Annotated in this window: 8 protein-coding genes; all 8 read right to left on the minus strand. The window is 35.0% G+C overall.

Annotation, left to right across the window (positions count from 1 at the left end):
* Positions 1–6: 6 nt before the first annotated feature.
* The 8 genes from HSACCH_RS12730 to HSACCH_RS12765 all read right to left on the minus strand — a co-directional run bounded on the left by HSACCH_RS12730 (position 7) and on the right by HSACCH_RS12765 (position 13016).
* Entirely contained in the window at positions 7–1254 is a 1248-nt protein-coding gene (locus tag HSACCH_RS12730; protein WP_005490341.1) for an ABC transporter substrate-binding protein, read from the minus strand.
* 139 nt (positions 1255–1393) lie between these two features.
* A complete protein-coding gene (locus HSACCH_RS12735) occupies positions 1394–2398 on the minus strand; it encodes a LacI family DNA-binding transcriptional regulator (RefSeq protein ID WP_005490342.1) in 1005 nt (334 codons plus the stop codon).
* 146 nt (positions 2399–2544) lie between these two features.
* Positions 2545–5619: a glycoside hydrolase family 2 TIM barrel-domain containing protein gene (locus tag HSACCH_RS12740; RefSeq protein WP_005490343.1), complete on the minus strand. Its 3075-nt coding sequence runs from the start codon at positions 5617–5619 to the stop codon at positions 2545–2547.
* 14 nt (positions 5620–5633) lie between these two features.
* Positions 5634–7868, minus strand: a complete 2235-nt coding sequence (locus HSACCH_RS12745) for a beta-glucosidase (RefSeq protein ID WP_005490344.1) — start codon at positions 7866–7868, stop codon at positions 5634–5636.
* Positions 7869–8113: 245 nt separating this feature from the next.
* Positions 8114–9895 carry a glycoside hydrolase family 2 protein gene (locus tag HSACCH_RS12750; RefSeq protein WP_005490345.1) on the minus strand — a complete coding sequence of 594 codons (1782 nt, stop codon included), beginning with the start codon at positions 9893–9895 and terminating at the stop codon, positions 8114–8116.
* An 81-nt stretch (positions 9896–9976) separates the two neighbouring features.
* Positions 9977–10807, minus strand: coding sequence for a carbohydrate ABC transporter permease (locus tag HSACCH_RS12755; RefSeq protein WP_005490346.1), 831 nt, complete (start codon positions 10805–10807; stop codon positions 9977–9979).
* A gap of 1 nt (position 10808) precedes the next feature.
* Entirely contained in the window at positions 10809–11699 is an 891-nt protein-coding gene (locus HSACCH_RS12760) for a carbohydrate ABC transporter permease (protein ID WP_005490347.1), read from the minus strand.
* 75 nt (positions 11700–11774) lie between these two features.
* The gene (locus HSACCH_RS12765; protein WP_005490348.1) at positions 11775–13016 is read right to left on the minus strand and encodes an ABC transporter substrate-binding protein; all 1242 of its coding nucleotides are present in this window, start codon (positions 13014–13016) and stop codon (positions 11775–11777) included.
* Between the last annotated feature and the right edge of the window lie 178 nt (positions 13017–13194).

The raw sequence follows: 13194 nt of genomic DNA on the forward strand, positions 1-13194 counted from the left end.
TTTTAATTAGTCATTGATAAAATTCTGACGATGTGCTTCCATTTTCTCCATGATCTCTCTATAATTAGCTGGTGAATACCAAAATTCCATTAAAGAATCCATTGTTTTATCAGCTAATTCTGGATCCATATCACGATCATAGAATTGTGCTAACTCATCAGTTTCATCAATCATTTTTCTGCCTTTATTGGTTAATCCATCATATATATCAGCAGGCATATCTTTATTGGTTACCAGACGACCTAAGTCTTCAGCAAAGAGACGCTGTCCTTCGACCGAACCAAGGAAAGCTATAAAATCTTTTGCCAGTTCTGGATTAGGCGCTTTTGCAGGAATCATAAAACCATCTGTAGGTAGATCTTCGGCAACCGGAACATCTTCGTCAATAATTGGGAAACGGAAGAAGTTTAAGTCTTGACTTACCTCTTCAGATGTTGCATCTAAAATAAACTGTCCCATTAAATACATCGCTGCATCTCCTCGGGAAAGGAACTGTAAACCTTCCTGCCAGGAGTAGGCTGCTGCATTTTCTACAAAATAGTCATTTTCAATTAAGTACTTCCATTTTTCAAATACATCTGCAACTCTCTCATCTGTAAATGGAATATTACCAGCCATCAATTCTTTATGGAATTCTGCACCATTGATTCTCATATTGAAATAATCAAAGAAAGCAGCTGCAGTCCAGCGGAATTTAGTACCAATTGCAAATGGAGTAATTCCATTGGCTTTAAGAGTTTCTCCTACTTCCAGGAATTCATCCCAGGTTTGAGGCTCTTCTAAGCCATACTCTTCAAAAATTGATTCTCTGTAAAATACAGACCACCAGTAGTAGTTATGAGGTAAAAAGTAAGCTTTACCATCATAGATACTGATACTCTGAAAAGCTTTTGGGAATTTTTCGTAGAAGTTTTCTTCTTCCCAGACATCAGAAATATCCATAACCAAATTTCTGTCTACAAAATATCCAGCTCTATTGCCAGCAAACCAGCTGAATACATCAGGTGGATTATCGGAAGTTAACCAGACTCTAATTGCCTGTTTAAAATCTTCATGAGCTGTAATGTTCAATTCAACATCAACATCAGGATTCATTTCTTCATACTGAGCCACTAACTCTTTCATAACTGCTCTTGGAGCTGGGTCACTTGTATAAGTATTAACAACTAAAGTGTCCTGTGCTGCTGCAGAGAAAGACAAAGCTAAAACCATAACTAAAGTAATTGCAATAAGTGAAAAATTCTTAAAATTCATTAAAAATAACCCCCTTTTGATTTTTAAAACACTATTTAAACGTTTTAAATTATGATTAAATTATCCCTCCTTTTTTTATTTTTGCTGATATTTACTGATAAAAACCAGTTTCAGATCAGTTTTATCAAACTAATTTTCATTAAAATTTCCTACTTGAATCTCTAATAATTAGTTCTGTAGGAAAGATAAAAAACTTTTCTTTGTCACTTAAAGATTTTCCAGCTATTCTTTTTAGCAAAATTTCTGCTGCTTTTTTTCCCATTTGACTTACTGGTATATTAACAGTGGTTAATGATGGATTATAGAAATTAGCCATTTTAATATTATCGATTCCAATAACTGATATTTCTGCTGGCACTTCCACTTTCTTAGCAATCAAAGCCTGGATTACTCCAATTGCAATCTCATCATTTAAACAGACAACAGCAGTCGGCTTTTCCTTTCTGGCTGCTATTTTTTTGCCGACTGCATAACCACCCTCCATTTTTAAATAATCATAATAGATATTTTCTTCTTTTAGTTCCAGTTGATGTTTCATCAGAGCACTTTTAAAACCATTTAATCTTTCTAAACTTTGGCCGGCAAAAGCCAAATTTTTATGCCCCAAAGAAATTAAATAATCAGCTGCCTGGTAAGCAGCATGATAGACATCACTTTTAACTACAGGAATTAAATCATGATCTACACCATCTCGATCTACAAATACAACCGGAACATTTTGCTTAACTAGTTCAATAATCAGCTCATTATGCTTTTCCATTACATCTCCAACACAGGCAAAAATAGCACCATCAACCTGACCGGAACGAAACATATTAATATATCGTAGCTCTTCTTCACTCTGATAATCAGTGCTGCAGAGAATAACATTAAAATCCTGACTGCGTACATAATCTTTAATTGACTGGGCCAGCTCCGCAAAAAAAGGATTCACTACTTCTGGAATTACAAGGCCAATAGTATTGGTTGATTTTTTTACTAAAGCCCTTGCTCTTGCATTTGGTATATAATTAAGTTCTTCTGCGATATTTTTGATTCTAATTTTAGTATCTTTGTTTACTTTATCGCTGCCATTAAGCGCAAGCGAGACTGTTGCTAAAGAAACACCTGCTTTACTGGCAATATCATTTAAAGTTACAGCCATCTAATCCACCTCATTTAAAACGTTTAAAATATTGTATTCTTAGAATACCAAATTTTCTAACAATTTGCAAGATTTATTTTCATTTATTCTTTTTTTATTAGCTGGTACAAAATCTTGTTCTGTACCAGCTATTTATCTATCAGATATTAATAGTCTATTCCTTTAAATTTTAGTTGAAATTTAAAATCCTTAAGTTCTAGCTCATATTTATCTAGTCTTTTAGGCCCACAGGAAGTACTTCCCACACCTCGATTTTTATGAATTAATTCTAAATATATTTTATCTCTTTGAGGAAGTTCACAATCATGCTCTGCCAGCTCTAAATCATCTTTGCTGTAATAATGAGCAGTAAAGTCAAATGCTTTAGAATTATAGAATTCAAGTCCAGCCCCAACTCTGTTTTTTAACTCTAACCATTTTGTATCAGAACGATTTCCATTATCTTGGGGATAAACATAGGGTGTATGCAGCTCTTCTATCTTTTTAGTGAAAAGATCAATATAGGCTGCTCTTTTAGTATCGGGATATGATTCCCCTGGTCCTCTACCAAACCATCTGATTTTATCTAACTGCTGATTCAATTCTAATTCTAGTGAAATTCTGGGAATTGAATGTGCTTTTTGATCAGCAAATTCTCCAGATGTAGTAAGCTTGATCTCACCATTATTATAAATCCTATATTCCATTTCAGACTTAATAATTAAATCTTTTGCTGCTGGCGCAATTGTATAGTACATTTTTATCAAGACAAAATTATGCTCAGACTCAACAACTTTCATTTCATCTAAGCGCTGAACAAGCTGATTGATACCTACTGCTTTCCATTCATTAGTGTAATTATAGGTAATATCAGTATTATCATTATCTATTGGGGCTCTCCAAAAGCTGAGCTTAGGTCCTTTTTCCAGCAGACTTTTACCGCGATAGAAATAATCACTAATTTGACCATTCCCTTTATCAAAATAAATACTGAAGTTACTGCCTGCAATTTTTAAATATTGATCACTTTCTTTTAAAAATAATTCTTTATTTTCTAGCTGACTTTGTTCTGGATGATAGAGACGATCAAAAATAAATGGTAATTTAAACTGCTTAAATGTTATTTCGTGTCCGGCAGCTGCCCAACTCTGATTTGAAGCTAAAACAATACGGAAATTTAGATAACTTTCAGCCGGCAAATTAACCTCAATTTCTCTCGCCTTTTCTTCAATTATCCGTTCTAAATCACTTAAATTAAGTTCTTCAACTTTAAATTCTTTTTCTGCTCCAGCTTTAAGTTCAAAGTTCTGACTGCCGCTTTCAATCACCAGACCAGCTGTTTTAACTTCCCATTCCAGTCTAAAATAAGAACTGTCAATAAAATCAAACTGGTTTTCAATTTTGACTTTAGCATCTTTAAAATTAAAGTCTGTTATTTTAAAGGGAGCCATCACATATTTATATTCAGTTAAACCCGGTGAAGGACTGCGGTCGGGAAATACCAATCCGTTAATATTAAAGTTTTTATCATTGGGGATATTTCCAAAGTCGCCCCCATAGGTATAACAGGTCTCACCTGCTGAATTTTTAACTGCAATTCCCTGATCTAACCAGTCCCAGATAAATCCTCCCTGGGCAGAAGGATACTTGTAAAAGACATCCCAATATTCTTTAAGCTCTCCTGGACCATTACCCATTGCATGAGCATACTCACACAAAATTACAGGTTTTTCTTTTCTTTGAGCAAGCTCTGCAGTTTTTTCTATTGTTGGATACATTGGACCTATAATATCTACAACTTCTTGTTTTTGGTCACCCTCATAATGAATTGGTCTTGTCGGATCCAATCGGCGGCATAACTGAGCCATGCTGCGGTGATTATCACCAAAACCAGATTCATTTCCTAAAGACCAGATAATTATCGAAGGATGATTTTTATAATGCTCAACCATTCTTTCCATTCTATCTAGAAAAGCTGCTCTCCAGTCTTCGGAGTCAGCTAATTCATCCCAGCGCCCAACCGGCTCTAAACCGTGACATTCTATATCCGTTTCAGCCATTACATAAAGACCATATTTATCACAGAGCTCATAAAAATAGGGATGGTTTGGATAATGAGCAGTGCGCACAGCATTAATATTATGCTTTTTCATCAGCAAAACATCTTCTTCCATCTGCTCTTTAGTAACTGCCCGACCTAGCTCCGGATCAAAATCATGTCTATTGACACCTCTGATCATAACTGGCTTCCCATTTACCAAAAGTTGAGCATCTTTAATTTCAACTGTTCTAAAAGCTACTTTTTGTCTTATAGTCTGAATTTCTTCGCCCTGAGAATCCTGCAGCTTAACTTCCAACTGGTATAGATATGGATTTTCTGCTGACCAGGCCTTTGGTTCTGTAATTTCTAAATCAGTTTTAAAGTTATTTAGTCTCTGCTTTTTTATCTCTGATAATTCAATTTTTTCTTCAACCAGCTTAAGTCCCAGGTCATATAAATTAATCTCAATTTTAGTACCTTCGGGAATATATTCTTGATAAGAAAGCACCTGAAACTGACAATTTAAGACTCCTAACTCCTCATTTCTTTTAAATTCACTTTCAATTTTAAAATCTTCAATCTGGAAAAATGATTGTGAATATAGATATACATCTCGAAAAATGCCGCTCAACCACCACATATCCTGATCTTCTAAATAACTTCCATCTGACCATTTAATTACCTTAACGGCTAATATATTTTCTCCGCCATAATTTAAATACTCACTTAAGTCAAATTCTGCAGCCAGTCTACTCCCCTGACTGTAGCCAACATATTCACCATTTAACCAGAGATAAAATGCCGAATCAACCCCTTCAAAACGAATCAGATTTTGCTCAGCTTCTAATTCTGAATTTAAATAAAATTTTCTTCTATAAAGTCCAGCTGGGTTTTCAGATGGAACTTTAGGAGGGTCAACTGGAAAAGGATAGTTAACATTTGTGTAGTGTGGTTTATCATAGCCCTCAAGCTGCCAGTTAGAAGGAACAGTAATTTGGTCCCAATCTGAGCTAGAAAAATTCTGCCGATAAAATTCCTGCTGATATGTATTATGATTTGGCAGGTATTTAAAATCCCACTCTCCATTTAATGATTGATAGTTATAATCATTTAGTGTTTTGTGGTCTAAAAAGAAAATACGATTTGCATGGGGCAGCCTTTTATTAACTGCAAAAGTTTTTGGATCTTCCCATTCTCTCATTCAACTCACCTCATTTAATTATTTTCATATATATCTAAAATTTCTTCTATCTCCTCGAAACTGACCTGTTCTGGGGTAAAAAAATGCATTCTATACAGCGGCCAGGCTTTCAAAAATCCAATTTCTTCAATCTCCGCTTCCGTTAATACTTCTTTTACTGCTTTTTCACCTAAAGGATCAGCAAGCCAATCCTCAAAGGGACTTTTTGCTGTTAAGTCTTTAAGCACAAAGGAACTTTCAACCTCAATATCTTCTGTAAATTTAATCTCTCTGGATGAAGCACCAATCATGATCTTAAAGCGGTCGGATTCTACAATCCAGCCTGCCTGCGGATGATAATAAGCTAAATCTTGATAATCTAATTCTAATTCCAGCCATTCTTTTTCTCCAGGCTCTAATTCGATTTTACCAAATCCTTTAAGCTCCTTCGGCGGCCTCGCAAGGCTAGGGTTCTGCTGAGATAGATAAAGCTGAATAATTTCTTTACCTTTAAACTGACCAGTGTTTTCTATTAAAATCTTAATTTTTAATTTATCGCCTTCTGCTAAATAATCAGGAGCCTCCAGAGCTCTATAGGCAAACTCTGTATAAGATAATCCATAACCAAAGGGGAAAAGAACTTCCATTTTTCTTTTATCATAGTAGCGATAGCCAATATAAATCCCTTCTCCATAGCGAACACTATCACTGCTGCCGGGAAAATTAAGATAAGAAGGATTATCTTCTAATTTAAGTGGATAGCTTTCTGCCAATTTTGCCGAAGGATTAATCTCCCCTGCAATAATATCTGCTAAAGCTGAGGCCCCAGCCTGTCCGGGAAGTCCTGCTTCTATAACTGCAGAAACCTTATCTAACCACTGTCTCAGATCAACGGCTGAGCCATTATTTAAAATAACAATAATATTGGGGTTAACTGCTGCCAATTCTTTAATCAGCTGATTCTGTTCTTTAGGAAGCTGCATATCCTGGCGGTCATATCCTTCTGCTTCTGCTTGCTCAGGCAAACCTGCATAAATAATTACATAATCCTTATTTTCAGCAACCCGCAGCGCTTTTTCTTTTAAACTTTCATTTTCTCCAGGCTCAGCTTCAGAATTATAGCCTGGAGTATAATGTAATTCCAGCTCTTCCCCAAATTTGTCTTCTAAAGCCTGATAATGATTATCCAGCCTGGTTGGATTAACCTGTGAGCTTCCAATTCCCTGATAACTAGGTTTCTGAGCCAGCTCACCCACTACTAAAATTGATTCTTTATCAGCCAGCTTTGCTGCTGTTAAAGGCAGTAGTGGCCCCTGATTTTTAAGCAGAACTATTGTTTCTCCAGCAATTTCTTTTGCCAGCTGATGATGTTCTTCGACGGGCAGCTTAAAATCTTTTTTTGCTTTTTTTTGTGTTTTTAAAATTAATTCTAAAATTCTTCTAACGGCCTGATCAACTACTTCTTCTTTTAGTTCACCTGCCTGAACAGCATCTATAACTTTTTGATCATTAACCGGATCTGCACCTGGCATTTCAAGATCAAGACCGGCTTTTAAAGCTTTAACCCGATTATGCACAGCCCACCAGTCAGATACAACTAAATTGTCATAACCCCACTGGTCACGCAATATATCCTGCAGCAGATAATCGTTTTCAGTTGCAAAATCACCATTTATCTGATTATAGGCTGCCATTACTGTCCAGGGATTGGCCTCTTTAATTACTTTTTCGAATGCTGCCAGATATATTTCTCTTAACGGCCTTTCGTCGATTTGAGCATCAATAGAAAAGCGCTTATATTCTTGATTATTAGCCACATAATGTTTAAGTGAAGTTCCAACACCATTTTTTTGAACTGTTTTAATAAATTCAACCGCAAGTTCAGCACTTAAAAATGGATCTTCAGAAAAATATTCAAAATTTCGCCCTCCAAGCGGTGAGCGCTTGATATTAATTCCCGGTCCTAAAAGCACATCAACTCCTCGTGCTTTTGCTTCTACAGCAAGGGCTGCTGCAGCTTTTTTTATTAAATTCAAATCCCAACTTGCTGCTAAATTAACAGCTGTTGGAAAACAGGTTGCTTTTTTTGCAGGATCATCATGGTCTCGATCAGCAACATAGCGCACCCCATGTGGGCCATCAACTAAAAATATTGCCGGTATATTAAGCCTCTCGACTGCTTCAGTCTGCCAAAAATCTCCTCCAGAAAGCAAAGAAGCTTTTTCGCTCAATCTTAAATTTTTTAAAATCTTATCTATATCTTTTTCCATTCTAAAAGCCCCTTTCATCTTCGTTTTAAAACGTTTTAAAATAAAAATATTAATTTAAACCCTCTGCAAGATTTAAATGATTTAAAAATATCTTTTAACTTATATGGATATTTTAGCATAAATAATTATCATCTTCAATAATTTTCTCAAAATTTTGATTATTAAAGAATGCAAACAGGGCAACCATTTTCACGATTGCCCTTGATCAAACTAAGCTTAATTATTAAATATATAATCCTCAGAGCTTAATCAACAATTTGATTTAATTTGATTATTTTTTCAAGCTCTAATTTAAATTCTCTATTTTCATCCAGCAGACCATTTTTTTCCTGTTCAACATCAGTCAGCTGGGTATAACAATAACCTTCAAATTCTTCAACATCTTTAATCACTTCCAGCTGCTGCTTAATTCTCTGATTCAATTCTTCTTTATTTTGAACCTGTTCCCCATAGCCCCAGCCTTCTTTATCCTGAAAAGCAATACCTCCAAACTCACTAAAAATTATCGGCTGACCCTGATACTGATAATTATCAGCCATAATAAATTTACCACCAGTAATATATTCTTGATCATTAAAGACTTTTTTATTCTGCAGCAATTTTTCCATGTTTTCAACATATGTTTCTCGAAGCTGAGCAGTACTTTCTACATAATCATGAAAGCTTATAATATCAGAAATAGTATGCTCCCAGCCGTCATTAGCAATCACTGGCCTCTCTTGATCAATGCTCTTTGTCAAATGGTAAATACTTTCAGTAAAATGCTGCTGTTTTTTATTATGACTAACAGCTTCAATCCCCCAGGATTCATTGAAAGGAACCCAGCAAATAATTGAAGGATGATTATATAATTCTTTAACTACCCGCTGCCACTGAGAACTAAAATTTTCTACAGCCTGATCATTATACTGATAACTAGAACCTATCTCGGCCCAGACTAAAAGCCCTAACTTATCAGCCCAGTAGTAAAAGCGATCATCTTCAATTTTTTGATGTTTACGGACTCCATTAAAACCCATTTTTTTAGTCAGTTCCAGGTCTTTTTTTAGTGCCTGATCAGAGGGAGGGGTAATTAAAGACTCGGGCCAGTATCCCTGATCAAGGATTAATTTCTGATAAAGAGGCTGATTATTTAAAAATATCTTATTAGCTTCTATAGAAATTTTTCTCAGGCCAAAATAGGAATCAATTTGATCTACAACTTCATCATTTTTATATAAGATAAGCTTTAGATCATATAAATTTGGACTCTCGGGATGCCAGATTTTAATCTCATTCTCTTGATCTTCAAGCTTAACTTTAAAATTATAATTATTTTTTTTAACTTCCAGCTCAAATTGATTAATTAACTGACCTTCAAATTCTATTCTGCTTATTAATTTATAGTTTTCAGCTTCAAAACCTTCTCCCTCAAAATTATAATCCAGTTCTACTTCTTTTTGATCAAGATAAGGGGTTATTTTAAGATTTTCAAGATAGAGATTCTGATCCACAAATTCCAGCCAGACTGTCTGCCAGATACCGGTAGTCCTGGTATACCAGCAGAGGAAATTATCTTTTTTATAAGTCTGCTTACCCCGGGGCTGAGTTTTAGAAAGTGAATCTTCAACTTTAACTACAATATTATTTTTATCCTGATAATTAATAAAGTCACTTATATCAAATGAAAATGAATCATAGCCTCCCTGATGGCTGCCGGCAAAACTGCCGTTAATCCAGACTTTAGTTAAATAATCTACAGCTGCGAAGTTCAAAATTGTTTTTTGTGCTTGCTCAGCATTAACTTCAAAAGTTCTCTGATACCAGATATAATTATGTTCACTTCGATCAGCAATGCCGCTGGCTTTAGTTTCAAAAGTAAAAGGCACAGTTATTTCCTGCCCCAGTTCTTTATTCTGGTACCACTTATTTTTTTCACCCTGATTTTGATCATCAAAGTCGAAATTCCAGCTTCCATTTAAATTTTGCCAATTCTGTCTCTGAAACTGGGGTTTCGGATGTTCCGGCCTCGGTATTCTATTTCCCATATGCTACCTCCTAAAAAAATCAACCTTAGATTACGAAAATATTTATCTTTTCTTAATTTTAATAAGTACTCTGCAAGAAAGTTAACCTTTAATTCCTGTAAATTTAATTCCCTGAATAATCTGCTTCTGGAATAATAAGAAAGCTGCTATAGCTGGTAAAGAAGCTATCATATTGACAGTCATTGGTATTGAATAATCCGGTGTATAAGCATCGGTAAATGTTGGTACTCCGACTGGTAAAGTAAACATTTCTTTGGACATAATTGCGATAAAAGGCCAGAGAAATGCATTCCAGGCCTGGATAAAGGTGAAAATTCCAATAGAAGCAATGGCAGCTTTCGATAAAGGCATAAAGATAGAAAAGTAGATTCTAAATAGCCCACAGCCATCAATCCTGGCACTGTCAATTAAGTCTCTTGGTATAGCATCAAAGAACTCTTTTAAAATTATGATGCCTAAAGGAATTGCAATCCTAGGCAAAATCAAGCCCGGGTAAGTATTAACTAAACCCAGTTTTTGTACAATATCGAATAAGGCTACTATATTCGCTTCTGTGGGAACCATTAAACCGATTGTAAATAATATAAAAACTAAATTTTTATGTTTAAAGTCAATTACAGATAAAGCAAAGGCTGCCAGTGAATCAAAAATTATAACAACAAGTGTCACACTGGCCGAAACAATAAAACTGTTTAACATCCATTTTAATACTGGCGCCTGTTCAATAACTGCAGAATAATTACTAAAAGAATAAGGTGGTAAAAACCACTCTATAATCTGTGAAACATGATAACCAGATGGTTTAAGTGAAGCAAAAAGCATCCATAAAATAGGAAAAATAAATAGTACTGCCAGTAAATAAGAAAATGAATATTTCAAAACTTTAGTGGTTGGTGAAGTTTTATTTTCCATATTATCCTTCCTCTCTTTTACGCAAATATATTTGTGCCATGGAAACTAAGACTAAAATAATGAAAAAGGAAAAGGCCATTGCTGCACCATACCCCATACTGTTTTGTTTAAAACTTGTTTCATAAATATACTGAACTATTGGACGGGTATCTGTACCCGGGCCACCACCGGTAATTAACCAGACCTGTGAGAAAATCTTAAAAGAAAAAATTATCTGCAGTAAAGTTACTACCCAGGTTATAGGTTTTAAGGACGGTAAGGTGATATAAATTAGCTGCTGGAATTTGGTTGCCCCATCTACTTCAGCTGCTTCGTAAAAAGACTGTGGAATATCCTGTAGTGCTGCTAGATATAAGATCATATTAAAACCAACAGTCCACCATAAAGTCGCAAAAACTATAACAAACCAGGCCAGTTTTGTTTCTCCAAGCCAAAAAATAGTTTCTTCTACCCCAAAATAACTCTGTAAAATCCCATTTAATAGTCCGCTGTGGGGTTGGAAAAAATAAACCATGATCGAAGAAATAACTGCTACTGATAAAACATAAGGAAGGAAAAATGCTATTTTAATAAATAATTGCCCTTTAATTTTTTGATTTGCCAGTAATGCTAAAACTAAACCCCCAATAACAATTGTCGGTGTTGAAATAAGTACAAATAATAAAGTATTGCCTAAAGAACCCCAAAAAGCTGGATCTTTAATCATATAAAGATAATTATCTAAACCAACAAAACCCATATTACGGATCATAGTCCAGCGGTGCAGGCTCATCCAAAAGCCTCGAAAAATCGGATAGATCAAAAATACCGCATAAACTACAGCAAAGGGTAAAAGAAATGGTAAAGCCTTTAAAAACGGATAACGGTCAGATAATTGATTATATTTTTTCAAATCGAAACCTCCTTTAAAAATTTTATTTAGAGCACAGGTGCTTAAAAACACCTGTGCCTTAAAATCAACTTCTTTTTACCTGCTTAATAATCTTTCTATTCCTCGACTCGCCTCTTCTACTGCTTCTTCTGCTGTTATCTGCTTATTCCAGACCTTACTTAAAGCTGTTGTCATTTCAGTTCTAATACTCCAGGTATAGGAGCCTGCACTATCAAAAGTTACATAATCTGCTGCATTAACATAGTCCATTCTATAAGGCATATTTCTAAACTCTTCTTTTTCTTTAACTGTTTCTTTACTTGGTATGTGACCTGCTTTTGCCCAGAGCTCTCCATTATCTGTAGCCCACTTAGCAAAAGTTAAAGCTGCTTTTCTTTTCTCTTGATCAATACTTCTTGCATAGGGAAGTACTAAAGTATGAGAATCTCCCCAGACAGATCTATTGTCAAAAATCTGTGGCATTGGCATTACCCCAAAATCTAAACCTTCAGTCGCTTCTAAAGTACCTGTAATCCAGACACCTGTTAATAAAGTGGCTGCTTCTTCATTTCTAAACAAGTTTACATTTTCCATATACTCTGAATGCAGTGGTGAATATTCTTTATCATATAAGTCCTGCATATATTTAATTGCTTCTACAGCTTTTGCTTTGTCAATTGTCAGTTCTTTTTCGGTTACCACTGGGCTTCCACCAAGCTGGTTATATAGACTCCACCAGACTCTATAGTGTCCCTCCGCAGTTAACTTTGTCCAGTTAGTCATCGGATATTTGGCAGAAGAATCAGACTTTAATTTACCCAAAAATTCTTTAAATGTGCCCTCCATCTTAGGGCTTCCATCTTCTGCAATCAGATCTGCTTCTGCTAGTAATTCTTTATTATAATATAAAACTAATGGGTGAGTATCTAATGGCACTCCATAAATCTCACCATTTATTTCTGCTCCACTCAAAATATTTGAATTATATTCGTCCCAATTAATGCCGACATCTGCCCCTAATTCATCTAAAGCAACAATTAAACCTTCGTCTGCTAATTCTTTAACTCTGGTAACATGACTGATTGCTATATCAGGTCCATTTCCACTGGCAGTTGCAGTTTTTAACTTTGTATAATATTCTTCCCATTCTAATCTTGTAACATCAACTTCGATATTTTCGTGAGCTGCATTAAACTCTGCTACTATCTCATCCATAAACTCTGCATCTCCACCACCAAAAAGATTCCAATAATCAACGGTAACTACCTCAGCCATAGCGCTAGACGTAAAACCAACTAAAATTGTAATTAATGCTAAAACTAAAAACTTCTTAGACATTTTATATCCCCCTTTAAAATTTTTGAATTACCCAATTACTGCTTTAATTAAAAATATTGCGAATATTTATTTTTAAAAAAATATCACCCCGCTTTATTTTATGTATTACTGCTTTAGTTTAATATTTATTAAATTAAAGCACATAAAAAATTAAACTGACTTTTATAGGCTCTATTAA

Origin of the sequence: Halanaerobium saccharolyticum subsp. saccharolyticum DSM 6643 (genome assembly GCF_000350165.1) — a bacterium.
Lineage (GTDB): Bacteria > Bacillota > Halanaerobiia > Halanaerobiales > Halanaerobiaceae > Halanaerobium > Halanaerobium saccharolyticum.

Coding starts and splice junctions, on each gene's coding strand:
- HSACCH_RS12730 (WP_005490341.1), bottom strand. CDS start 1,254: ATGAATTTTAAGAATTTTTCACTTATTGCAATTACTTTAGTTATGGTT.
- HSACCH_RS12735 (WP_005490342.1), bottom strand. CDS start 2,398: ATGGCTGTAACTTTAAATGATATTGCCAGTAAAGCAGGTGTTTCTTTA.
- HSACCH_RS12740 (WP_005490343.1), bottom strand. CDS start 5,619: ATGAGAGAATGGGAAGATCCAAAAACTTTTGCAGTTAATAAAAGGCTG.
- HSACCH_RS12745 (WP_005490344.1), bottom strand. CDS start 7,868: ATGGAAAAAGATATAGATAAGATTTTAAAAAATTTAAGATTGAGCGAA.
- HSACCH_RS12750 (WP_005490345.1), bottom strand. CDS start 9,895: ATGGGAAATAGAATACCGAGGCCGGAACATCCGAAACCCCAGTTTCAG.
- HSACCH_RS12755 (WP_005490346.1), bottom strand. CDS start 10,807: ATGGAAAATAAAACTTCACCAACCACTAAAGTTTTGAAATATTCATTT.
- HSACCH_RS12765 (WP_005490348.1), bottom strand. CDS start 13,016: ATGTCTAAGAAGTTTTTAGTTTTAGCATTAATTACAATTTTAGTTGGT.